Origin of the sequence: Paenibacillus sp. VT-400, from assembly GCF_001029205.1 — a bacterium.
GTDB classification, from domain to species: domain Bacteria; phylum Bacillota; class Bacilli; order Paenibacillales; family Paenibacillaceae; genus Paenibacillus; species Paenibacillus amylolyticus.
Genome location: NZ_LELF01000067.1, coordinates 4378467 through 4403322, shown reverse-complemented (window position 1 = coordinate 4403322; position 24856 = coordinate 4378467). Strand labels below are relative to the sequence as shown.

The following is a 24856-nucleotide window of genomic DNA, read 5'->3' as shown; positions in this document are numbered from 1 at the left end:
CGCATGCCTTTTAATGCTTTTGTACGAAAATCGCTTGATTTTTCAAGGAAGAACGACGGGGGAGTTCAAGTTTATGTTACGCTATTTCTCATTCTGGATGAGCGACGGTTCACCAGGAATATACCAACACCAATGAATAAACCGCCTGCCAATGCAAACCACTGAACGTGTTCTCCTAGTAAAATCCAACTCGATAATACACCAAAGAACGGTGCCAGAAACAGATACGAACTGGTTTGGGCCGGGTCACTATTCTGAAGCAGATAAAACCAGAGTGAAAACTGAATGATGGAGCAAACAAGCGTTAACCAGAGTAGCGCCATAACCGAGGTGGTATTGACCATAAAGTGAGGCTGTTCAGTCCATACGCTCAGTAGAAGAAGCGCAGCACCTCCAGCGAGCATCTGATAGGCAGTTAAGACAAAAGTATCGTAGCCATCACCCCAGCGTTTGATGAGCAATGTGGACACGGCAAAGGAGATCGCTCCACCAAATCCAATCCAGGTTCCGGGGCTAAAGCTCATCTGCCACCCAAAAGTTAACATTATCCCTATTAAACCGAGTATAACACCGATCCACTGACTGAAACGGTAGGTCACTCTATATAAGAGGGCACTGAGGATAATGACCAGTAGCGGATTAGTAAACGTAATAATGGCGGATTCACCGGATGTAATCCAGTTCATGCTGTAGTAGGCGCAGCCCATCACTCCTGCAGATTGGAACAGACCAATAAGGATTATTTTCAACCATGACTGCCATCCAGTAGGCAAAGGACGTTTACGAAGGAACAAGGCCATCAAGCCACCTGCCAGTATATAACGTATGCCCATGAGCAGGAAAGGTGGGGCATATAACATGCCGATCTTGCCAACTGGAAAAGAAGTGCCCATGATTAACGTTGTCAAAATGATCAATAGTGTATATTTCAATGGTTTGATGATCCGGGTATCTTTATCATGACTAGAGCTCATAACGTCTGTCCGCTATCTACAGTAATTAGCTGCCCGGTCATGGATTGCTGTTCCAGCGCAGCACAGATCATGTGTGCGATATCTTCAGGTGAGGCAATATGTTGTAATAACACATCTCCGCCAAGACGATACATTCGCTCCTCGTTTCCAGCCCACCACCTTGTAGCAACTGCGCCAGGGACGATAGCATTCACCCGAATGTGTGGTGAGAGTGCGTGCGCAAGTGATAAGGTCAGCCCATGAACTGCCGCTTTGGAGACGGCGTAAGGGAGGCAGGAGCCCGAGCCCGTACTGCCTGCGATGCTGCCCAGATTTACGATAGAACCACCGCCAGCCTGTCTCATGCCTTCCGTCACTGCACGAGCGCAATGAAACATGCCTTTCACATTCACATCAAGTAGCTCATTCCAGACGTCATCTGTAACAGACTCCAGATCGTGCATGGGGATATGGTGCGTGATTCCGGCGTTATTTACAAGTGCAGTAATCGGGCCGTAGGTTTCAGTTACTGTAGTGACCATCCGCCGGACATCAAGATCATTGGCAACATTAGCTTGAACGGCGAATGCATGGCCTCCCGTATCCAAAATGTGTTGAACAGTCTCGTTTGCTGCATCTTGTGAGCGGGAATAGTTGACAGCGACTAAGGCTCCGCGTCCAGCAAGCATCTCACTTACAGCACGGCCTATACCTGTTCCACCACCTGTGATCAGAGCAACTCTATTTTTCCAGTATGTCATGCTGAACACTCCTTATCATCATCCAGTCAGATGACTGGTTTGGGATCTACATGAATTGTAGTCCGGTTTACACATGAAGTATAATGATTGGTAATGAAGCGGATATCATTTTGAATGATGTCAGAGTGGAGGGACCATGGAGAGCGGGGATCTTAGAATATTTCAGTGTGTTGCACAGGAAGGGAATCTGACCAAAGCTGCTTCTAAACTGGGATATGTTCAATCCAACGTAACGGCACGAATCCGGCATCTGGAAGCAGAAGTAGGTACAACGTTGTTCATTCGTCATAACCGAGGCATGACGTTATCTCCAGCCGGAGAAATGTTGCTGACCTATGCAGATAAAATTATTGGTTTGCTGAATGATGCTTCCAAGGCGCTTCGGGCGACGAGCACACCATCGGGTCCAATGCGAATAGGGTCTACACAAACCGCAGCGGCCGTGCGACTACCTGAACTTTTCGTCAGATATTATAAACAGTATCCAGATGTCTCCTTGTCACTGGTTACTGGCAATTCGCAGATGCTTATGGATCAGGTTATTGGGTATGAATTGGAGGGAGCATTTATAGGCTGTCCCTGTGATCATCCTGATATCGTTTCTATTCCCGTATTTGATGAGGAACTATTTGTTGTCTATTCTGGTATGGGTCCTACGGATGAAGATCTTAAGAGTAAACCTATTCTTGTCTACAGCATGGGGTGTTCCTATCGTCAGGTTTTGGAGGAATGGTTAGAGGTGGGTGGTGTTACCCGCCCAGTAATTATGGAATTTGGAACCCTTGAAGCGATTATTAGTGGAGTTACGTCCGGTATGGGAATTTCCTTGTTACCAGAGATTGTGATTAGGCATCAGATCAAAAATGGATTATTGCGCACGCATACACTCCCCGTAGGTATGAATCGCATGATGACTCATTTTATTACTCGCAAGGATGCCTTTGTCAGCAGTGCACTTCATGCATTTATGGCTATGTTACCGCGAGAGTATGATATGATAGAGAGTGGAGAACCATCAGAAGTGTAATTGTAATCAAGGCAAGGCAATCCGTTAAGGAAGTGATGAGCAATGGATTTATTTTCGTTTCAACAGGACTCAAAACCACAAGCTAGACTGCTCGCGGACCGCTTGCGGCCAGAGCATCTGGATGAATATATTGGACAGGAACATATTATTGGACCGGGGAAATTACTCCGGCGCGCCATCGAGGCTGATCAGATTTCGTCCATCTTGTTATACGGCCCTCCGGGATGTGGCAAGACAACCTTGGCACATATTATTTCCCAGCAAACGCAAGGACAGTTCGTACGTCTGAATGCAGTGGAAGCTTCCGTCAAGGATGTGCGTGAAGTCATCGAACAGGCCCAAACGAACAAACAGCTGTATGGAACCAAAACTATTCTGTTCCTCGACGAGGTACATCGGTTTAACAGTTCACGTCAGGATGCGCTATTGCCAGCGGTAGAGAAGGGCACGATTATTTTTATCGGCGCGACAACAGAGAATCCCTTTCATTATGTCAATGGAGCCTTGATGAGTCGCTCCACCCTGTTCCAGCTGGAATCACTGAACAAGGAACATTCGCTTATTGCGATGCGCAGAGCATTGAGTGATGCGGACAAAGGTCTGGGGTTCATGGAACTACAGGCGGACGATGAGGCGCTAGAGCATATTGCCACGATGGCCAACGGGGATATTCGGCGTGCGCTTAACGCGCTTGAACTGGCTGCGTTGACCACGCCACCGGAGAAGGATGGGTCCATTCATATCACGCTTGGTGTAGCTGAAGAGTCTATTCGGCGCCCCATTGTGAAGGCAGATGAATCCACACAGTATGATGTGCTGTCTGCATTTCACAAGAGTATTCGTGGTTCCAGTGATGCGGCGTTGTTTTGGTTTCTATACGCGGTGGAGAAGCTCGGCATGGACCCGATGACCTTCATTCGGCGTCTGATTGCAGCGAGCAGTGAAGATATTGGACTTGCGAACCCGCAAGCCATGACTCAGGCGATTGGAGCACTTGATGCGTACCGGAATAACGGCTGGCCCGAAGCCAAGCTGAACATTGCACAAGCGATTTTGTTCGCGGTCGAAAGTCCAAAATCCAATGCGGTGTACACCGCCATTTCCAAAGCCATGAACGCGATTGATGAGGTGAAATCGGCAGAAGTTCCGCTTCACTTGCGAGATACGCATTACTCAGGTGCCGTGAAGCTTGGACATGAGGGCTATCAATATCCACACAACTATCCGGGGCATTACGTGAAACAAGAATATTTGCCAAAGCAGCTCTCACGGAGAGTATTCTATGAGGCAACGGAGCAGGGTAACGAATCGAAGATCAGGCTGAACCAACAGCGGCGCAGAGATCTATAAGATCAGTCAGATCACTCGGGAGATGCACACAACATGAAAGAGCTTTTGTATATAGGGGCGGGTGGATCTCTCGGTACATTGACCCGATATGCCATACAGTTAGGGATACCAACTGTCCATGGGGGGTTCCCTTGGGCGGTGCTGTTAATCAATGCGATGGGCAGCCTTTTTTTGGGTTGGTTCTTTACCATAGCTGTTCCAGGCAAAATAACATCACAACTTCGACTGGCGATTGGTACAGGTTTTACTGGCGCATTTACGACATTTTCCACGTTTACACTGGATATTGTTCGTTTATCGGAGGGTGGAGAGTGGGTCCATGCCGCTATTTATATGATCGTAAGTCTGTTGGCAGGGTTGTTGCTTTGTGCGCTGGGTATGAGCCTTGGACAGCGTATGTTGGGAGCACAAAAACAAGAGGGTGATGCCTCATGATCCTGTGGATTGGTTTTGCAGGTGTGCTGGGTGCGGTACTGCGTTACAGTCTGGGAAAATGGGTCTCTGGCTTGCTGGGGACGGCTTTTCCGTGGGGAACATGGATCATCAACATCAGTGGTTCATTGTTGCTTGGGTTGTTATATGGGTGGCATCAATCTGCAATGATCTCAGATGGAATCTGGGTGATGTGGGGAACCGGATTTTGCGGTGCGTACACGACGTTCTCTACCTTTGGTTATGAGACGTTAGGACTTATGGGTCGACAACGATACGCAAGCGCGGCGCTCTACGTTGTCAGTTCGGTTCTAGTTGGGGTGTTGGCCGCCTGGGCAGGAGTCTGGTTGACTGCATAACGAACTATTTTTTATTTTTTTGCAAAAATAAGCAGGAAAAAAGCCATCCTTCATGGTATACATGAAAGACGGCTTTTTTAATAGGGATACACGGTATTGTGTATAATCCGCATTTTAATGGACAAGCTCTATTATTGCATTGCGGGTACAGGTACTTTTTGCACCTGATCGATCGTACCCCCACCCAGGCAGACCTCTCCGTCGTAGAAAACAACGGCTTGTCCTGGTGTAATGGCTTTTTGCTGCTGGTCAAATTGCACATCCACACTTCCATCTTCTTGCCAGGTCAATGTTACACCTTGATCCGGCTGACGATAACGAAACTTGGCAGTACAACGGTATGGCACATTAGGCATGTGCTCTGCACCAGCAATCCAGTTCACACCCGTTGCGGTAAGACCAGTGGAGTACAGGCTTGCATGGGCATCGCCCTGAACAACAAGCAGTTGATTCTCCTCCAGATTCTTGTCTGCAACGAACCAGGGTTCACCATTGCCGGAACCACCAATGCCAAGACCTTGGCGCTGTCCAAGTGTGTAGTACATCAGACCGTCGTGGCGACCTTTGACTTCACCGGTTGCGATATCGACCATGTCTCCGCCTTTGGCAGGCAGATAGTTACTCAGGAACTCTTTGAAATTACGCTCACCGATGAAGCAGACACCTGTGCTGTCTTTTTTCTTGGCAGTATACAAACCAGCCGCTTCTGCGATTTTGCGTACTTCCGGTTTGGGCAGATGACCAATCGGGAACATGGCTTTGGACAGTTGGTTCTGATTGAGTGCGTTAAGGAAATACGTTTGGTCCTTATTATTGTCCACACCACGAAGCAACTTGAGTGTGCCATCTTCTTCAATCAGACGAGCATAGTGTCCTGTAGCTACATAATCTGCGCCGAGATCCAGAGCTTTGTTTAGGAATTCACCAAATTTGATCTCACGATTACACATGACATCCGGATTTGGCGTGCGGCCCGACTTATATTCATCAAGGAAATAGGTAAATACTTTATCAAAATACTCTTTCTCGAAGTTGACAGTGTAGTAAGGAATGCCGATCTGTTCACATACGCGGCGTACATCCTCTGAATCTTCTTCAGCGGTACAGTGGCCGAACTCGTCGGTGTCATCCCAGTTTTTCATGAAAATGCCGATGACATCGTACCCCTGCTCTTTCAGCAGCAGTGCGGTAACGGAAGAATCGACACCTCCGGACATGCCAACGACGACCCGTGTATTTTCAATTGTTTTGGACATCGTTATCACCATTTCTATATATAAATGTGTTTCGTTTCTTATTCTAGCATAACCGGACTCAAGATACGATACACCCGGCCAATTTTGGATAGTGTCCACCACAGGCGCACATTTTGGAATATCGTCAATCTTTCTTTTCCATAAAGCATGCAGATATGTTAACATTAGCTGAGGGTTATGATCGGAATACGGAGGATTAGAAGGTTTATGCTAATCTCAATGCATCTCCGCTGTGGACAGATCGTGAAATAGACGGTCATGGACCATAGGATTAAATATAAAGTTTCCAATCGTTTCTGAAAATTGAAAGAGGTGACTCCTTTGAAAATATCGACAAAAGGCCGTTACGGCCTCACAATCATGATGGAGCTTGCTGCCAGAATAGGCGAAGGCCCTACATCACTTAAAAGCATTGCTGAGCGCAACCAGCTCTCGGAGCATTACTTGGAGCAACTGATTGCTCCACTACGTAATGCAGGATTGGTGAAAAGCATTAGAGGTGCTTACGGCGGTTATATCCTTGCGGGTGATCCTGCAACCGTGACTGCAGGCGATGTAATCCGTGTACTGGAAGGGCCAATCTCTCCAGTAGATTTCACAGAGGAAGATGATCCGGCGAAACGTGATCTGTGGTTGCGTATTCGTGATGGCATTGCGGAAGTGTTGGATTCCACAACACTGAAAGACTTGATTACCTTCCAGGATCAGGACAAAAAAGATAGCTACATGTTCTACATTTAAGGTCACTAATTCGCATCACAGAAGACACAATAAAGCCTCCAATTTGGGGGCTTTAGACATGCCAATGGGTACTTTGTTCTTCAATTTCTACAGATCATTTTAATTGAGCAGGGCTATGTATTCAGCCGCGGGATTAACAAGATGGTCAAGTGTGAACTTAACTGGATCACTTGTAAATCAGCGACTTTTTAAGGTTTCTATATCAGCTTCCATGCGTAACTGACGGCGATTCAAAATATCAATGCTGTGCTGATGGGTATTTAATTCGGTAGTTACTTTGCGTTCAGAGACAGAGTGGGAAGCGTCAAGATGTTTCGTAATAGTCAATGTTTCCAGAACAGCTTGTTGAAGAAGCGGAATGTTTTTAGTTTGTTCCTCTATGGTGTCCAATCTGCTTTCCATGGTATTCAGTCTGTCTTCCATCTTTTCAAGACGTACGTCGATGCTGTCGAATCGTTTGTCCATTTGTTGAAGCTGATTTAGAATCTGCCCGAGAATGGGATCACTCATGTCTCTCTCTCCTTTTTGAAATGGATATAGAACATTATACACGAAGATGCGACAATAGAGCATCCGTTTCAGTTTCCAATTTTGATAGTTTGCCATGAGATAGAAATTTAACATATAACGGGGTGAAGATAAATGAAACGAATTTATTTGGATCACGCCGCATCGACACCTATGCATCCACAAGTCGCAGAAGCGATGATGAACGTCATGACAGGACAATTTGGCAATGCATCAAGTATCCATGCCTTTGGGCGTGAGGCCAAACGGACTGTCAGCGGAGCAAGGGATGTCATTGCGGCGTCTTTGGGCTGTTTCCCGGACGAATTGGTATTCACCGGAGGCGGCACGGAGAGCGACAATCTGGCAATCTTTGGAGCAGTCTCATCCAGGCAGGATAAGGGGAAACACGTCATTACAACCGCAATTGAGCACCACGCTGTCTTGCATACGTGTCAGGAATTGGAGCGGCAAGGTTATGAAGTAACCTATCTATCTGTGGATCGTCATGGACGAATAAATCTGGATGAGTTGCAAGAGGCCATTCGGCCGGATACGGTGCTGATTACCATGATGTATGCCAACAATGAAGTGGGCACCATTCAGCCGATTCGCGAGGTAGGTGAGCTTGCCCGTCAGCATAATATCCTTTTCCATACCGATGCGGTTCAGGCTCTGGGCAGCCAGAATATTTCCTGTAAGGAACTGCCTGTGGATCTGATCAGCTTCTCTGCGCATAAAATCAACGGACCTCAGGGCGTGGGTGCACTCTATGTACGGCGAGGAATTGTGCTGGAAGCAAGAGCTCACGGTGGGTTGCAAGAGCGTCAGCGTCGCGCTGGTACGGAAAATATCGCAGGTATTACCGGATTTGCAGAGGCTCTCAAGATTGCATCAGCACAGACGGAGGCGCATCGTCAGCATGATTTGGAATTGCGCAAACTTTTGTTGGAACAGCTTGAAATTCATGTGGGTACGGAGCACTTTCACGTGAATGGACACCTGGAGCATACGCTGCCAAACATCCTGAATATCAGCTTTCCGGAAGTGTCCACAGAGACGATGTTAATGAATCTGGATATGGAAGGGATTGCTGTTGCAAGCGGTTCTGCCTGCACTTCCGGTTCACTCGAAGTCTCTCATGTGCTCAAAGCGATGAAATTGCCTGAAACATTTTTACACTCTGCGATTCGATTTAGCTGGGGATTGGGTAATACTACGGAAGAAATCATGATAACCGCCGAAAAAATTGGAACCATTCTTGGACGACTGCGTAATAGACCCTAAGGGGAACTTTACACATGGAACAGAAGGAGGGAAGAAGTTCCATTTCATCGGTTGGATAGAAGCGGTTTTGATGATCGGCGTCTGATTGCCACTCATCAACTTTGGGCATACCTAGCAATAGCGCCGCGCCTATTTAATGATAAGAAGATGAGGGGGACCCAGCGATGAAGCTTCAGGAAATGATCGGACTTGCCGTTTTTGATGTTGAGGACGGGAAGCAGGTCGGTAAAATCCAGGATTTCATTGTGAATGATGATTGGGAGATCGAAGGCATTGAGCTTGAGAACAAAGGTCTGTTTACCAATCATGTCAAAATCGTGCAGTGGCAAGATATCGTTGCCTACGGCGAAGATGCCGTCATGATCCGTAATCAACAGGCTGTCCGCAAGACGGGAGCCGACGACATAAAATACACGTACCTCCTCGGTCGGTCTAAATTGAAGGAGATGTCCGTGCTCACCGAAGAAGGTTTGCTGCTTGGGCGTGTCTCCGATGTTTATTTTGACCAAGAGTTGGGAAATACAATAATAGGGATTGAAATTACGGACGGTTTTGTGTCCGATCTGATCGAGGGCCGCAAATGGCTGCCATGTACAAGCGATATGTCCATCGGGGAAAGTGCCATTATGGTGCCGTCTCTGAGTGAACAACGCTTGGAAAATGCCATTCATTCTGTTAATGGATAGGTGAATGAATATGAAATGTCCAAACTGTAGTTCCAAAGATATCGGGAAAATTGGTTCCCACCAGTTTTATTGCTGGGGATGCTTTATCGAATTAACGGTGAACGGTGAGAAAATGTCTGTATATCAGGTGGAAGAAGACGGTACGCTGAGTTCCCTGGATGATCTGTTTTTCGGGGACGAGCTGCCACAAGACTTCCCTCATCTTCACGCTTCTTCTTAATAAGCAGAATAACTTCCTCTATATGCGGTTTCATGACAATGTCTGTCATGGGAGGCTGTCGTTAATTGTTGGCAGATGTATATAGATGCGGTTACATAGTGGTTCGGCTGGTGTATGTATGATTATATGCTAACCCGTACTGCAAAATGCGCTTCCTTCTCTAATGAAGGAGGCGTTTTTTGGGTTCAAGAAAAAAATGTTCGGATTGCTCCTTTCCACTTCTGCGCTGTGTTAATAAATATTACCTTTCCTACATATACTGACTCTCAGAGCCAGTCCAAAAGGAGAGATGCAAGTGGAGCAATTAACCAAAAACAAGCTGTTCCGTTACGCGATCTGGCTGCTGCTCGGATTGATCATTTTATATTTTATTTGGCTGCTGCGGCCTTTACTGCTTCACATATATGCGTTCCTGAAAACAGTGCTGGCACCCTTTATCGTAGCCCTTATCATATCCTATGTACTTAATCCGATTGTCAGCATGCTGGGAGGGCGCAAGGTGCCGCGTACGATTGCGGTACTACTCATATATGCTTTTTTCCTGACCTGCCTCGGTGTCATTCTGATGAATGTCATTCCGGTATTGATTGAACAGCTGGGGGAACTCAACGAGCATATGCCGGAACTGTCCATGCGTGCCCAGAGCCTGATGAACAATATGGATCACAAATTAATGCCGCCAAGTGTGCGAACAGGCATGAACAGTTGGTTTTTTCAGATGGAGGATCGACTAACTCAGGGAATTGCTGTGCTCATGGACAATATCGGGGCGACTATTAATGTGTTATTTAATGTGTTTATCGTGCCATTTCTGATCTTTTATATGTTAAAAGACTTTGAGGTGTTTGAGCGCACCATTGTGGCGTATCTTCCGCGTTCACGTCGTAAAGCGATTGTCTCGGTGATGAAAGAGATCGATACTGCACTGGGGAACTACATTCGGGGACAGTTTATTGTCTGTGTCATTGTTGGTATCTTTGCCTACATTGGTTATATCATCATTGATATGCCGTATGCCCTGCTACTTGCAAGCATTGTAGCTGTGTTTAACATTGTGCCCTACTTGGGGCCGTTCCTTGGAGCTGCTCCTGCTGTGGTCATGGCATCAACCGTATCGTTTAAAATGGTACTACTTGTTGCCATTGTGAACACACTGTGCCAGGTGTTAGAGAGTAACGTTATTTCTCCTCAGGTGGTGGGACGTACGTTGCATCTGCATCCACTGTCGATTATATTTGCACTGCTCGTCGGAGGTGAATTGGCAGGCATTGTAGGTTTAATTCTGGCAGTACCCGTTTTTGCCGTGCTGAAGGTGATTGTGCAACACTTTTTCGCCTATTACATCAAACGAAGGACCGACTAATTATCAGGGGTAAAACATCAACGAGGTCGCGTTGACACCCGCTTGTGCTATCGATATAATGAGTGTGTATGTTGAGAACATGAAATCGATGATGAAATAAAGTACGCCGAGGGTTCCTTTTCTCAGAGAATAGACTTCATCGGATCAGGGTGAGCCTGAACTGATGGCTGGAAGAGTCTTGAAAGATGAAGCGGCGGAAAGCTAATTTCGGAGTGCAGGACAACCCTGCCGGGAGCGACCGTTATTTCGCATGAACGAGGAGATTGTTTGTTTGTCCGGGCAGCAAGGGATAAACAGCAATAACCAGGGTGGTACCGCGATAACATCGTCCCTGATTATTCAGGGGCGTTTTTTGTGTTTATTTTTACAAAAACAATGTTGACCAACCGGAGCGAATACGCAACGGACTATTATAATTTAATGGGGGCATCCAGTATGAAAGCCAGTGAAATCCGGTCCAAATGGATAGAGTTTTTTGCAAGTAAAGGTCACAAAATCGAGCCGAGCGCATCGCTCGTGCCTCACAACGATCCTTCTCTTTTGTGGATCAATGCAGGTATGGCACCGCTCAAACCATATTTTGACGGACGTGAGAAGCCGGAGAACCCGCGTCTAGCGAACTCCCAAAAATGTATCCGTACCAATGATATTGAGAATGTTGGTAAAACGCGTCGTCACCATACGTTCTTCGAAATGCTTGGCAACTTCTCTATTGGAGATTACTTCAAGGAAGAGACGGTTACTTGGGCGTGGGAATTCTTGACAAGCAAAGAGTGGATCGGATTCGATCCGGAACGTCTTTCCGTAACGGTATATCCGGAAGATGAAGAAGCTTTCAAACTGTGGAACGAAAAAGTAGGACTGCCTGCTGAGCGTATCATTAAATTGGATGAAAACTTCTGGGATATCGGCGAAGGCCCATGTGGACCTTGTACCGAGATCTTCTATGACCGCGGCGAAGCTTACGGAAACGACATGAGTGATCCTGAAATGTATCCAGGTGGGGAAAACGAACGTTACCTGGAAGTATGGAACCTGGTTTTCTCCCAGTTCAACCATAACAAAGATGGTAGCTACACACCGCTTCCTAACAAAAACATTGATACAGGTGCAGGTTTGGAGCGTTTTGCTTCCATTCTGCAAAATGTGGATTCCAACTTCGACACAGACCTGTTCCAACCGATGATTCAAAGAACAGCCGCTCTTGCGGGTGTGAAATATAACGACAGCGTAGAGATTGATGTTGCACTGAAAGTCATTGCCGATCATATCCGTACGGTTGCTTTTGCAGTAGGTGATGGTGTTCTGCCAAGTAATGAAGGACGTGGATATGTCATCCGTCGCTTGCTTCGCCGTGCAGTTCGTTATGGAAAAGTGCTTGGACTTGACCGTCCATTCCTGTATGAATTGACAACAACCGTTGGTGAAGTGATGGGCATGTACTACCCTGAGGTAGTAGACAAACAGGAGTTCATCGCCAAAGTAATCAAAACCGAGGAAGAGCGTTTCCACGAAACACTCACAGATGGTCTGGCTATTCTGGCTGATATCAGCGGCACAGCCAAATCCGAAGGACGCACCGTTATTAGCGGACCTGAAGCTTTCAAACTGTATGATACGTACGGTTTCCCGTTTGACCTGACAGAAGATTATGCAGCAGAGCATGGTCTGACTGTGGACCGTGAAGGTTTTGATGCTTCCATGCAGAAACAACGTGAGCTTGGACGTGCTGGGCGTCAAGAGAACGAGAGCATGAAAGTTCAAGGCGGACCACTTGCTGATCTGGAGGTTAAAAGCGAGTTTGTTGGTTATACTGACCTGTTGACGGAAGCAAAAGTGGTAGCCATCGTAGCTGGTGACGCCCTTGTTGAATCTGTAGGCGAAGGACAGACGTGTCAGGTTGTTCTGGACAAGACTCCGTTCTACGCGGAAAGTGGCGGTCAAGTGAGTGATCAGGGCTTGCTGCGAGGTGCTGGTGTAACAGCGAAAGTACAAGGTTTGTTCAAAGCTCCACTTGGACAACATGTACATCTGGTGACTGTGGAGTCTGGTGAACTGCGTGTAGGTGATGTGATCAACGCCGAAGTGGATTCAGCAAAACGTGGCGACATTATCAAAAACCATACGGCTACCCACTTGTTGCACAAGGCACTCAAAGATGTGCTCGGAACACACGTAAACCAGGCAGGATCGCTCGTAGAGCCACAACGTCTGCGGTTTGACTTCTCTCACTTCGGTAGTATTACGCCGGAAGAGTTGACAGAGATTGAACGTCAGGTGAATGAACAGATCTGGAATCGTCTGAACGTGAACATCGAGCTGAAAGCTATTGATGAAGCTAAAGAAATGGGTGCAATGGCCCTGTTTGGCGAAAAATATGGAGATATTGTACGTGTTGTTCAAGTCGGAGACTACAGTTTGGAACTTTGTGGCGGCTGTCACGTAAATAATACTTCAGAGATTGGAATCTTCAAACTGGTGAGCGAGAGCGGAATTGGCTCCGGCGTACGCCGGATCGAAGCTGTAACTGGCCGCGGCGCATATCTGTATGTGGAAAGCCAGTTGGAACTGCTTAAACAATCAGCAGCACTGCTCAAAGCAAATGTGGCTGATGTACCTAAACGGATTGAAGGTCTGAACCAACAACTGAAAGAAGCAGCCAGAGAGACTGAATCCCTGCAAAGCAAGCTGAGTGCCATGGAAGCTGGTCAATTGACGGATCAAGTGGTACAAGCAGGAAATACACAATTGCTGGCAGCACGCGTAGATGCTCCGAACATGGATGCGCTGCGTACAGTGGCAGATGAGTTGAAAGTAAAATTGCCTAACGCGGTACTCGTATTGGGTGCTCCAGCGGACGGCAAAGTGAATTTTGTTGTAGCAGTACCTGCTGAACAAGTAAAACAAGGATTGCACGCAGGCAAAATCGTCAAAGAAGTCGCAGCAATATGCGGCGGCGGTGGCGGTGGACGTCCAGATATGGCGCAAGCTGGAGGTAAGGATGCGACCAAGCTGGATGAAGCGCTGAAACTGGCAGTTTCGCTGGTTAGCGGGCATAATGCATAAATCCATTGAGTGGCTTTCAATCGTCAAAAAATAAATCGAAATGGTTCTGTTCGTTTATTTTTTGTACCCGAGAGCGTGTGGAATCGAATGATGCAATATGCTGAAGCCAGTAAAGGACAAGCAAAAAACACAATTGCCTTATCCTTTGTTTACTTGTGGCAGTCAGAATATGTTATTATATAAACAGAAATCAATTCGGCAGGACATGGTCCCCATGTTCATGCAGGAGCGAGGTGTCATCAATGGACTCCATGGATAAGACGGTTAAATTTAATGTGAAAGGTGACGAACAGGAAGCATCATCCAAAGAGATTCTTCTCACGGTATATGATGCATTGGTCGATAAGGAGTATAATCCGATCAACCAGATTGTTGGGTATCTGATTTCCGGAGACCCGGCATACATTCCTCGTCACAACAACGCACGTAGTCTGGTCCGTAAAAAGGAGCGCGATGAGCTGATTGAAGAGCTTGTACGTTCCTATCTGGCCAATCACCGGTAATGTACGCCGCTTCCGCTGTGTTGCAGCCTTGCAGGCAGCGGGAAATGAACCGACAGAAGACAGCCTGAAGCTTGAGAAGGCGATTATTTGTAATCGACCTGAGCAGGCCCCAGGATGGGAGAGCATGGATGAAAATATTAGGTTTGGACTATGGGGACCGAAGAATCGGAGTTGCCGCGAGTGACGCCTTCGGTTGGACTGCCCAGGGATTGGAAGTGCTAGAACGCCGCCGTGATGAAGGCGAGTTCGCTCGGATTGCCGAACTTGTGCGTGAGCATGAGATTAGTGAGATCGTAGTCGGACTTCCCAAAAACATGAACGGCACCGTAGGACCGCGCGGTGAGATATGCATTGCTTTTGCCGATCGCCTGCGGGATGAACTGAATTTACCTGTTCACCTTTGGGATGAACGGCTGACAACCATGGCAGCAGAACGTACGCTGATTGAAGCGGATGTCAGTCGGAAAAAACGCAAGCAGGTTGTGGACAAAATGGCCGCAAGCTTGATTTTGCAAAATTATTTGGATGCCAATAGTAGAAGGTGAGGGGGATCAACAATGGCTGAAGATCAACTGGGTATGGAAGAAGAAGCGGAAATTATTTACATTGCGGATGACGAGGGTAATGAAGAGGAATTTGAAGTCATCATGAAGTTTGAAGTAGATGGTTCGGAGGCCAAGTACATGATGGTTGCTCCGGTTGAACCTGAAGATGGCGAAACGGATGTATATGCATTCCGTTATGAAGAAGAGGGCGACGATATTAAACTTTTCGTCATCCAAGATGATGCCGAATGGGATATCGTCGAGGAGACGTTTAATACATTTCTTGCTGAAGATGAAGAGGAAGCGAACTAAATGACGGAATATAGCCGCAAAGACCTGAAATGGACAGATTCACTGCGTCTGGCATTCGGTGCTCATGTTGAGCTCGAGGAAGAGAACGGTAAATCACAACCGTATGACTTGTTGGCTGAGTTCGAAGTGAACGGTCAGCAGTACGCGGTGCTCCGCAGTTCGTTGCGACCTTATGACGAGGTTGAACTTCTGCGGGTATCACCTGGAAGTGAAGACCAGATCATGCCAGAGTTAGTTACGATCGACGATGACGATGAGTGGGAGAACATCTCGGAACTGTATGATGAGTGTACACTCCCCATTGACGAAGATTAAATCAGCTTCAAATTGAAGAAACCGGGAGGGCGGAGAAGTCCGCTCTTTTTGGTTGTGTAAAGGAGTTGTTTCTTTTTTGAAAGGGAAAGCAATTGTAGTCATACTGCTTATCATTGTAGTCCTTGTCGGAGGCGCAGGCGGTTACGTGTGGAGTATGATGCGTCCTGTGGAAGCTTCTACAGAACCGGTCGTATTCGAGATTAAGAGCGGATCGGGAACTTCGAAAATCGCGGATCAGCTTCAAGAAGAAGGCCTTATCCGAAGCGGGTTAACCTTCAAAGGGTATTTAAAGTGGAAGAAACTAGGTTCTAATTTCATGGCGGGTACATATTCAATGAATCCTGGCGTGACATATGATGAGATTGTTAGCAAGCTGAGTAGTGGCGAAGTTGTACCGGAAGAAATGGTGAAATTTACGATTCCGGAGGGTTATAACGTTCTGCAAATGGCGGGTAAGCTTTCTTATGAGCATGTTGCAGATCGGGATGAATTCATCAAGCTGGCCAATGATCCTTCGGCCTTTGATGTAGATATCATCAAAGACATTCCAGTGGATGAAGAACTTCGCTACGTATTGGAAGGGTATCTATTCCCGGAGACGTATGAGCTGAAAAAGGGAAGTTCCACGCATGATGTGATGCAACGGATGCTGGAAGAATTCCAGACCAAGATTAATTCCATTCCTGATTTGGAAGCCAAGCTCCAGGAAAAGAACCTTTCCCTACATGAACTGCTGACGATCGCGTCACTCGTGGAGAAAGAAGTTGTAGTGGACGAGGAACGTGCTCTGGTTGCAGGTGTAATCTACAATCGGATCAATCAGGATATGAAGCTGGAGATTGATGCTACCGTGCAATATCTGCTCGACAGACCGAAGGAACGATTGTTTTTCAAGGATCTAAAGGTGAAAAGTCCCTATAATACGTATCTGAACAAAGGCTTGCCACCCGGTCCAATTGCCAGTCCAAGTCTTCCGTCCATTGAGGCAGCGCTAAATCCGGAAGCTTCGGAGTATCTGTTCTATGTGACAAAAAAGGATGGCTCGTCTGGACATCTATTTGCCAAAACGTATAAGGAACACCAGCAAAATATAGCCAAAAGTAAGGCTGCGCAATAAGCGGAGGGGATTATATGAGTAAGAAACATGAACTGCTCGTTACAGCAGCGAATGTGAAAGAGGCAGAAGTGCTGCTCCAGGCTGGAGCAGATGCTCTGGTCATTGGAGATGATCGATTCGGCATGCGTCTTCCAGGCAACTTTAGCGTGGAAGAGACAGCAGAGGTGGTTGCCATTGCAGCCAAACATCAGGCGCGTGTGTATGTATCCATGACTAATCTGATGTCCAACGAACTGTTGAAAGAATTGCCTGAATATGTTCAAGCACTTGGCAGAATCGGTATTGATGGTGTGGAGTTTAATGATCCATCCGTGCTGGCTACCATGAAGGAATACGCTCCACATGTGAAGCTGCACTGGAATGCGGAGATGACTTCAACGAACTATGCGACGGCTAACTATTGGGGAACCAAGGGAGCTAGTCGAGTTGTACTTGCCCGAGAGTTGAATATGGACGAGTTGACGGAAATGGTTCCTTTTTTGAAGGTGGAAGCTCAGGTTCAGGTGCATGGCATGACGAATATTTATCATTCCAAGCGCAGTCTGGTACAAAGTTACATGGCTCATCAAGGGCGGCCGGTTGAGGGACATCTGGGGAAAGAGCGGGGATTGTTCCTGATCGAGGCTGAACGTCGGGATGAGAAATTCCCGATCTACGAGGATATTAACGGTACACACATTATGAGCTCAGAGGATATATGTATCCTCGAAGATCTTCATCTGTTGATGGAGGCGGGTGTGCACAGTTTCAAAATTGAAGGTATGTTAAAATCACTCACCTACAATGAAGCTGTTGTACGTGCATATCGGACAGCGATTGACAGTTATGTAGCCGATGCTGATGCATATGCGTTCTCTGAAGAGTGGCTCGCTGAGGTGCGGAAGTTACAGGACCCTGAACGTGAATTGTCGTTTGGATTTTTCTATAAAGAACAAGTGTATTAATAGACGAGGTGAACAGAATGGAAACAGTGGCGGTACAGCGGAAGTTCTCGGGGAAACGTAACCGTCTGGACAAACCGGAGCTGCTAGCTCCGGCGGGTAATCTGGAAAAACTGAAATTTGCGATCCATTACGGTGCAGATGCCGTATATATCGGTGGACAGGCCTATGGACTGCGTTCCAACGCGGATAACTTCAGCTTTGAAGAGATGCGTGAAGGTGTGGAGTTTGCCAAAAAGTATGGAGCCAAGGTGTTCGTAGCGACAAACATCTATGCACATAATGAGGATGTTGAGGGTATCGAAACGTACCTGCAAAACCTCTATAATGCGGGAATCTCTGCGATCATCGTAGCCGATCCGGCTATTATTGAAGTAGCGCTTCGTGCTGTGCCAGGCCTTGAGGTACATCTAAGTACTCAACAATCCACACTCAACTGGCAAGCCGTGAAGTTCTGGAAAGATGAAGGACTTCCACGTGTTGTTCTCGGACGTGAGACCAGCTTTGAAGAGATCGAAGAGATCAAGGCCAATGTGGATATCGAAATTGAAGCCTTTATTCACGGGGCGATGTGCTCCTCGTATTCCGGACGTTGTGTGCTCTCCAATCACTTTACGGATCGGGACTCCAACCGCGGCGGCTGTTGCCAATCTTGTCGCTGGAAGTATGATCTGTTTGAGGATGCGAGAGAAGATACGGTGTGGGTCAGCGAAGAGGACATGCAGATGAAGGCCCCTGCGCCATTCAAACTAGGTGAGAACCAGCTTCCCCTTTTCCAGGAACAAGATAATTCATTCTCCATGGGATCTAAGGATCTGTGCATGATTGGCCATATTCCCGAGTTGATTGATGTGGGTGTGGACAGTTTCAAGATCGAAGGACGTATGAAATCGATCCACTACGTGGCAACTGTGGTTAACGTCTACCGTCAAGCTATTGATGCCTATATGGCGGACCCGGAAAATTATGTTCTGAAACCTGAATGGGTTGAAGAAATGAACAAAGCGGCAAATCGCCCGCTGAATACCGGATTTTTCTATGATACACCAGACCATGAAGATCATATCTATGAACCGGAAGAAAAGGCCGTACCTTTTGACTTTGCTGGATTGGTCATGGGGTATGATGCTGAAACAGGAATGGCAACCATTCAACAGCGCAATCACTTCAAACCAGGACAGGAAATCGAATTTTTCGGTCCGGGAGGTCACTTTTTCAAACAGGTCGTCGGTGAAATACAGGATGAAGTAGGCAATGTTCTAGATGCTGCTCGTCACCCGTTGCAACTGATTAAAATGAAGGTAGATCAACCGGTTTCGTACTTCGATATGATGAGAAAAAAGAAGTAGGCTCAAATACCTACAATGTGTCAATATTGTATTATGATTTAACAACATAGTGTTATGAAATTTACATGGGGACCTCCGTTTATCGGCAGATGGGGGTCTTTTTTTTATAGAAAAATAGGAATAAAGTTGTAAAATATTTCTGGAAAGTGAAAGGGGAACGAAGAAAGCTGTCGAATACTACATATTTATAGGGGAGAGAAAGAAAAATCCAACAAGTAAATAACTGGCAGGTGAATGGGAATGGTTCAAAAGAAGCAGAAAGACAGTGGGGAGCAAGTGACAAAAGCCGAGCAGGTTAACCCTGAGCAGGTTCAGAAAGTGAAGAAAGAAAAAGTAGGTAAAAGTAAAATTACAGGGAATGGGAAAAAATTACTTAAGTTTGACCGTAGTAAATTGAAGCTGGGCTGGATCAAGACCGATTGGGTAAAAAAACAATTAAAAAACCGGGATTGGAAAAACCTTGGAGGGTCTTCTTTCAAACAAATTAGGAAGGCAAATCCGGTCAAATCCGTAGGGGTTAAACTGTTCTTGATCTTTTTTGCGGGGATCATGATTTTTGTAGTGAGTTTAGGTCTATTATCCTATTCAAAAGCCAAGGGTACGATAGAGAAAAATGCCTCGCGTGCCAATCAGGAGACCATTGATCAGACCAAGCAAAAAATGGACATCATTTTGGAGAGGTTTGTCGATACATCCACACAGATTTTCTTTGATCCGGAAATGCAGTCCTTGCTACAAAAAATGTCAGATACGAATTTGACTGCGTATGATACATTCGTGAACTCAAGTTCAATCAACAAGCAACTGTCCAATGTTGCATTTACAAATAAATCTATGGAAGCGATTTATTTGGTACCTACGGACGATACAAAGTCCATTATGGGTACCGGCAGCAACAGTTCATCCATGGGCAGCATTCGCCAGGAAGCATGGTACAGTGAGTTAATTGAGGCGGGCGGTTATCGCTGGCTTCCAACAGAGGTCAAAGAAGGTGGCTCAACGCCAACGTTTAAAATTGCACGTTCCATGAAAAACTTGCAGGGGACGACTCAGTCGTATGTTCTGGTTATTGAACTGAAACTGGAAGTTTTGGAGGAACAATTGAAATCGCTTGATCTGGGGCCAGGAGCTATTCTTCAACTAATTGCTCCGGATAATAAAGTGGTTGCATCTTCCATCTCGGATCGTACAGGACAAGATACAGAGCTTGCATTTGTCAAAGAGTTGACCGAACCAGCAGGTAGTACGAATACGGAGTATACGGTAGATGGCAAATCTACGGAAATGCTGGCTGTATACAGTACGATGGACACATCCAATTGGATACTGGTTGGTATGATACCTACCTCTGTTTTGGTTCAGGACGCAAAAGGTATTCTGACTCTGACCCTGTGGATGGCGCTGATTGATGCGGGGATTGCAGTATTGATCGGGATCTGGATGGTGCGTATGATCGCTCGTCCACTTGGCAAATTGAAAGACCTGATGCAGGAAGGTGCGAAAGGTAATCTTAAAGTTCGTACACCATATAGCTCCCAAGATGAAATTGGTCAGCTCTCGACCGCCTTCAATCTGATGATGGAGCAGATCACTAAGCTGGTTGAACAAACCAATCGTTCTGCACAGGAAGTATTGGATACGGCCTCTGAGCTGAGCAGTGCATCCAAGAAAACGGCTGTGTCTGCTTCGGAGATTGCTGTAGCTACAGAAGAAATCGCAGGCGGTGCGGGCAGTTTGGCAACCGAAGCGGAACGTGGCAATGAATTAACTGACAATATCTCTCGTCAGATGCAGAGTGTAATCGCTGCTAATGAACAGATGGGTGATTCTGCTCGTCATGTAGAGAAGTCCAGTCAGACAGGAACACAACATCTGAATCAGTTGATGACCAAAACGCAGAAGACAGAAGAAATGATTGGTGCACTGGTGAATAAGGTTGATTCACTGAAAGAGAGTACGTCTTCTGTTCTGAAAGTGCTTGAAGTGCTGCAAAACATAACGAAACAGACAAATATCCTTTCCCTGAATGCAACCATTGAAGCAGCACGTGCCGGTGCTGCCGGACGCGGATTCATGGTGGTGGCTGATGAGGTTCGTCAGCTCGCGGCTCAATCCAGACAATCCATTGAGATGGTTGGAGAGATTACAGACAAAATCATGACTGAAATGAATGAGACCGTGGATGCTTTGTCGGCAGCTTATCCTTTATTCAAGGAACAGATGGATGCGGTTAAAGACACCAACGTCATCTTTGCTTCCGTACAGGAACAGATGGGTGCCTTTGTGGAACGTCTGGGCATGGTGACAGGTTCTATTGGAGATTTGAACAAATCTCAAGGTACGTTGTCTGAAGCCATGAGCAATGTCAGCGCTGTAGCTGAAGAATCTTCTGCAACGTCCCAAGAAGTAGCTTCCTTGAGCAGTGAACAGCAAAATATCAGTAACCAGCTGGTCAATCTGTCTGGCAAACTGGAGAATGTTTCTACTGAACTGAAAGAAACTTTGTCACGCTTTACGGTGTAACAAGCCAAGGTTGAAATGAGGAGAACCTGTCCCGCACATGGGACAGGTTTTCTTTTTGTTTACCGGATAATTCCAAGCCATATCAGCAATAATATGTCAAAACGACAAAAGGTGAGATTGGGATGCATCTCCTTGCGAAACGGCGAATCTATATAACTTGTATTCTTCTAACTCTTGTCTTTGGATTGCTTATATTACGATTGGGATGGGTTCAGATCGTTCAGGTGAATCAGACGATGCCTGGATTTCACCGAACGGTACGTGAAATGTCTGTATTGCAGCGTGAACGCGGGGTGATACTTGACCCGGGGCGGGGACAATTTACGGATTACAAGGGTGAGGCGTTGACCGGTAAGCTGCAATGGGGACTGGTTCTTTTTCCAAAGGCAAGTCCATTAGAGAAATTACGCAAGGATGGGGCATTAGAAGGCTCCGAGATGATACAGTTGGCAGCTATATTACATACCGATCCGGATCAATTGAAGAAGGAATGGAATCAGGAAAGTATACCTCATTTTTGGACAGCAGGTACACATCAGCCTGTTCATTTGACCGCTGCTCAGGTGGAGCGCCTACGTAGTTTGCACCTGCAAGGAGCGGGCATCTATCCGATGATGACAAGGTACCTTCAGGGGCATACAGGAATGCAGTGGATGGGTTATCTGGCTGAACAGCCTGAGTCCTCCAAAATTCTGACTGGGCATCAGGATGAAGTGAAACAGCCATTTGCCATGAAATCAGGAGCAGCTGGACTGGAGAGGACACTTGAACCCCTGTTAAGGGGAATTGGTCCTACGCTTGTATCACGCATGGTTTCGGGTGGTGGGGAGATTATCCCTGATATTCAGCCGCACGTCATTGCACCGGCCAATAGCCATTATCCTTTACGTGTAGAAACCACAGTAGATGCTGAGTTACAGCGTGGGTTGGAGGGGTTGACGCAAGAATCTGGATTACAAGAAGGGGCCATTGTTGTGTTAGATGCCGCTAACGCAGATGTTCGCGCCATGATCTCCCGCCCTTTCTATCAGCCACAACATGTGGACCCTAAAAAATCGGCCTGGAGGAATCGTGCAATACAGGGAGCCGTACCGGGTTCTATTTTCAAAATTGTCACTGCGTCTGCCGCATTGGAGTATCGTGCGGTTTCTAACGGAGAAGAATTCCATTGTGGTGGTGAGTACGGAAGATATGGGTTGTCTTGCTGGAAGGAGCATGGTCATGGAGACTTGAATCTGGAGCAAGGATTCGCTGAGTCTTGCAACATCGTATTCGCAGAAACGGCGCGCAGGCTGAGTATGGAACAACTGGAGAACACGGCTGATCGTCTGGGACTCGCGCGTCCGATTGGCTGGGAAGGGAAGCAGATGGCAGGAATGCCTGTGTTACGACACTTTGATCATGAGGATCACGGGCGTGTGAGAACAGAGGCTGTTTCTTCTGCTGATGAAGGTGCAAAAATACAGACAGCAATTGGTCAGCGAGATGTCTTGGTCACACCGCTGCAAGCTGCCAATCTGATCGTTACACTGTTACATGATGGAAAGGTTAGTGCCCCACGTCTCGTTAAGCGCATCCGATATGCGGATGGTGGCACCATGTTGGAAATGCCCTTGCATGATTCACCTTCAGCATCAGGACAGATTGCTCCCGCAACAGCGCATAAACTGTTATCCTGGATGAATAAGGTAGTTCGTGAGGGAACAGGAAAATCCCTGCAGCGTGCGCGGTGGCATGTTGCAGGGAAGTCAGGTACAGCTCAGGTACAGAAACATGGAGAGAAGCGCAACAATCAATGGTTCATTGGTTATGGACCGGTAGAACAACCCCAATATGCTGTAGCTGTTCTTGTTCAAAATGTCTCTCCTGACAGCCAACATCAGGCGACGGCTCTCTTCAGGAAGGTGATGGACTATTTGGCGGAGTCCTCATGATCCTTCGCAGGAATGGGACGGTGTACAGTAGACTCGGCAGAATTCGCTGAGGCCTTACTAACGGGTGGGTCCATGACCAATGGAGAGGATTCAAATTCATCTTTTGGCAGGTGAATCCACTTTTGCAAGTATCCTTGTTGTAACAGTTCTTTCAGAAGGATCAGAAGCACTGGAGATAACACTACACCAGCCAGGCCAAAGATCGAAAGGGAGATCAGCATAAACGAAAGCATCAAGTACGCCGAAGATACACCAATCGAGTTACCCGATATTTTTGGTTCCAGCAACTGCCGTGTCAGCATCGTTACTGCCAGAATCACAATCAGGCCAATCGCCAGGCTACTATTGCCAATAATGAATAAGTAGACGATCCATGGAATAAATACAACAGGAACGCCAAGCAAGGGTACCAGATCAAAAACCGCACAGACTGCTGCAATGGTAAAGGCATTAGAGGTTCCCAAAATCAACAAACCTGCATAAATCAATACAAACGTAATGAGCATCATGATCATCTGTGCCTTCAGATACGAGCGGATTGTTTTGAACACGTGATTACGCATGAATTCAATAGCTAACTTTAATGTTTTGGGCGTTTTCGCACGGGCGAACTTGCGCCAGGATTCAATCTCGATACTGAGGAAAAATGCCAGAATAATCGCAATTCCGAAGTTCGTAATAAACGAAGAGAATGAACTGAGGAAACCTACTACGAATTGCGCTCCGCTAGTTACCCATTTGGACAGGAACCCGGTCAGTGTTGCAAAATAATCATTCGCTTTTTCCATAACTCCATCAGGGAGAGCGTCTGACTTGTCCTGAATGAATAAAACAAGATTGGTGAATTCACGTTGTATCATTTCAATGTATACGGGGAAATTATCTTGAAGATTGGAAATTTGTGAAATGATAATCAAGCCTACCCCAAAAAAGGCAGCGACAATTAATGCAAGAAACAACAAGACGGAGATGGCGGCTCCAAGTGTCTTGGGCAATCCTTTGCGATGTAAAAATTTAGCCAGCGGTTCAATCATCCAATACACAATGAATGATAGAAAGACCGGTGCAGCCACATGGTATAATTGACTGAAACCGTACATGATCACATACACGGTTAATACGAGCAATGCGATGTCAAAGACAGTTCGCCCGTATTTTTTGTAAAGCGGTAGCATGGACATGGCTCCTTTGATGGCAATAATTAGATTGTATTTATTGTACACGATAGCTATCTTTTTGGGAAAACAGGATTCAAGAAAAGTCTGAACTATGATAAAATTAAAGGCGGTTTATTTTAGATAGTGCCATA

General features: G+C 46.5%; 24 protein-coding genes. 19 read left to right on the top strand and 5 right to left on the bottom strand.

The window, feature by feature from the left end; genetic code table 11:
- Window positions 1-71: 71 nt before the first annotated feature.
- Both EL84_RS29800 and EL84_RS29795 read right to left on the bottom strand, forming a co-directional pair.
- A complete protein-coding gene (locus EL84_RS29800; protein WP_047844077.1) occupies window positions 72-974 on the bottom strand; it encodes a DMT family transporter in 903 nt (300 codons plus the stop codon).
- Window positions 971-1714, bottom strand: a complete 744-nt coding sequence (locus EL84_RS29795; protein ID WP_047844076.1) for an SDR family NAD(P)-dependent oxidoreductase — start codon at window positions 1712-1714, stop codon at window positions 971-973. The genes EL84_RS29800 and EL84_RS29795 overlap by 4 nt, the downstream gene beginning before the upstream one ends.
- A gap of 136 nt (window positions 1715-1850) precedes the next feature.
- Here EL84_RS29795 and EL84_RS29790 point away from each other — a divergent pair, with 136 nt between their 5' ends.
- The 4 genes from EL84_RS29790 to crcB are packed head-to-tail and all read left to right on the top strand — an operon-like array spanning window position 1851 to window position 4882.
- Window positions 1851-2741: a LysR family transcriptional regulator gene (locus tag EL84_RS29790; RefSeq protein ID WP_047844075.1), complete on the top strand. Its 891-nt coding sequence runs from the start codon at window positions 1851-1853 to the stop codon at window positions 2739-2741.
- Between the two features lie 42 nt (window positions 2742-2783).
- The gene (locus EL84_RS29785) at window positions 2784-4091 is read left to right on the top strand and encodes a replication-associated recombination protein A (protein WP_047844074.1); all 1308 of its coding nucleotides are present in this window, start codon (window positions 2784-2786) and stop codon (window positions 4089-4091) included.
- 33 nt (window positions 4092-4124) lie between these two features.
- Window positions 4125-4526, top strand: a complete 402-nt coding sequence (locus EL84_RS29780) for a fluoride efflux transporter FluC (RefSeq protein ID WP_047844073.1) — start codon at window positions 4125-4127, stop codon at window positions 4524-4526.
- Window positions 4523-4882 carry a fluoride efflux transporter CrcB gene (gene crcB, locus EL84_RS29775; protein ID WP_047844072.1) on the top strand — a complete coding sequence of 120 codons (360 nt, stop codon included), beginning with the start codon at window positions 4523-4525 and terminating at the stop codon, window positions 4880-4882. The genes EL84_RS29780 and crcB overlap by 4 nt, the downstream gene beginning before the upstream one ends.
- A 131-nt stretch (window positions 4883-5013) precedes the next feature.
- Here the strand turns inward: crcB and mnmA are convergent, their stop codons facing one another.
- Entirely contained in the window at window positions 5014-6138 is a 1125-nt protein-coding gene (gene mnmA / locus EL84_RS29770) for a tRNA 2-thiouridine(34) synthase MnmA (RefSeq protein WP_047844071.1), read from the bottom strand.
- A gap of 321 nt (window positions 6139-6459) precedes the next feature.
- Between mnmA and cymR the strand changes: the two genes are divergently transcribed.
- Window positions 6460-6879: a cysteine metabolism transcriptional regulator CymR gene (cymR, locus tag EL84_RS29765; protein WP_017686811.1), complete on the top strand. Its 420-nt coding sequence runs from the start codon at window positions 6460-6462 to the stop codon at window positions 6877-6879.
- 177 nt (window positions 6880-7056) lie between these two features.
- Here the strand turns inward: cymR and EL84_RS29760 are convergent, their stop codons facing one another.
- Window positions 7057-7389, bottom strand: coding sequence for a hypothetical protein (locus tag EL84_RS29760; protein ID WP_047844070.1), 333 nt, complete (start codon window positions 7387-7389; stop codon window positions 7057-7059).
- Between the two features lie 132 nt (window positions 7390-7521).
- Between EL84_RS29760 and EL84_RS29755 the strand changes: the two genes are divergently transcribed.
- From EL84_RS29755 to EL84_RS29690, 14 genes are all read left to right on the top strand, one after another.
- Window positions 7522-8673: a cysteine desulfurase family protein gene (locus EL84_RS29755; protein WP_047844069.1), complete on the top strand. Its 1152-nt coding sequence runs from the start codon at window positions 7522-7524 to the stop codon at window positions 8671-8673.
- A 164-nt stretch (window positions 8674-8837) separates the two neighbouring features.
- Window positions 8838-9359 (top strand): PRC-barrel domain-containing protein, encoded by a 522-nt coding sequence (locus EL84_RS29750; protein WP_017686814.1) that lies wholly within the window; start codon window positions 8838-8840, stop codon window positions 9357-9359.
- 10 nt (window positions 9360-9369) lie between these two features.
- Entirely contained in the window at window positions 9370-9579 is a 210-nt protein-coding gene (locus EL84_RS29745; RefSeq protein WP_017686815.1) for a hypothetical protein, read from the top strand.
- Between the two features lie 295 nt (window positions 9580-9874).
- A complete protein-coding gene (locus EL84_RS29740) occupies window positions 9875-10942 on the top strand; it encodes an AI-2E family transporter (RefSeq protein ID WP_047844068.1) in 1068 nt (355 codons plus the stop codon).
- A gap of 435 nt (window positions 10943-11377) precedes the next feature.
- Window positions 11378-14008 (top strand): alanine--tRNA ligase, encoded by a 2631-nt coding sequence (alaS, locus tag EL84_RS29735; RefSeq protein ID WP_047844067.1) that lies wholly within the window; start codon window positions 11378-11380, stop codon window positions 14006-14008.
- A gap of 242 nt (window positions 14009-14250) precedes the next feature.
- Entirely contained in the window at window positions 14251-14511 is a 261-nt protein-coding gene (locus EL84_RS29730) for an IreB family regulatory phosphoprotein (protein ID WP_036616950.1), read from the top strand.
- Between the two features lie 128 nt (window positions 14512-14639).
- Entirely contained in the window at window positions 14640-15056 is a 417-nt protein-coding gene (gene ruvX / locus EL84_RS29725) for a Holliday junction resolvase RuvX (RefSeq protein ID WP_036616953.1), read from the top strand.
- Between the two features lie 12 nt (window positions 15057-15068).
- Window positions 15069-15368, top strand: coding sequence for a DUF1292 domain-containing protein (locus tag EL84_RS29720; RefSeq protein ID WP_017686820.1), 300 nt, complete (start codon window positions 15069-15071; stop codon window positions 15366-15368).
- Window positions 15369-15683 carry a DUF1292 domain-containing protein gene (locus EL84_RS29715; RefSeq protein WP_047844066.1) on the top strand — a complete coding sequence of 105 codons (315 nt, stop codon included), beginning with the start codon at window positions 15369-15371 and terminating at the stop codon, window positions 15681-15683. It begins immediately after the preceding gene.
- Window positions 15684-15759: 76 nt separating this feature from the next.
- Window positions 15760-16800 (top strand): endolytic transglycosylase MltG, encoded by a 1041-nt coding sequence (gene mltG / locus EL84_RS29710; protein WP_235431606.1) that lies wholly within the window; start codon window positions 15760-15762, stop codon window positions 16798-16800.
- Between the two features lie 14 nt (window positions 16801-16814).
- Complete coding sequence (locus tag EL84_RS29705) at window positions 16815-17744, top strand: peptidase U32 family protein (protein ID WP_047844065.1); 930 nt, start codon at window positions 16815-16817, stop codon at window positions 17742-17744.
- 17 nt (window positions 17745-17761) lie between these two features.
- The gene (locus tag EL84_RS29700; RefSeq protein WP_047844064.1) at window positions 17762-19090 is read left to right on the top strand and encodes a peptidase U32 family protein; all 1329 of its coding nucleotides are present in this window, start codon (window positions 17762-17764) and stop codon (window positions 19088-19090) included.
- 234 nt (window positions 19091-19324) lie between these two features.
- Window positions 19325-21613, top strand: coding sequence for a methyl-accepting chemotaxis protein (locus EL84_RS29695; RefSeq protein ID WP_047844063.1), 2289 nt, complete (start codon window positions 19325-19327; stop codon window positions 21611-21613).
- Between the two features lie 122 nt (window positions 21614-21735).
- Window positions 21736-23547: a peptidoglycan D,D-transpeptidase FtsI family protein gene (locus EL84_RS29690; protein WP_047844062.1), complete on the top strand. Its 1812-nt coding sequence runs from the start codon at window positions 21736-21738 to the stop codon at window positions 23545-23547.
- Here the strand turns inward: EL84_RS29690 and EL84_RS29685 are convergent.
- Window positions 23526-24722 (bottom strand): AI-2E family transporter, encoded by a 1197-nt coding sequence (locus tag EL84_RS29685; protein WP_047844061.1) that lies wholly within the window; start codon window positions 24720-24722, stop codon window positions 23526-23528. The genes EL84_RS29690 and EL84_RS29685 overlap by 22 nt on opposite strands.
- Window positions 24723-24856 lie beyond the last annotated feature (134 nt).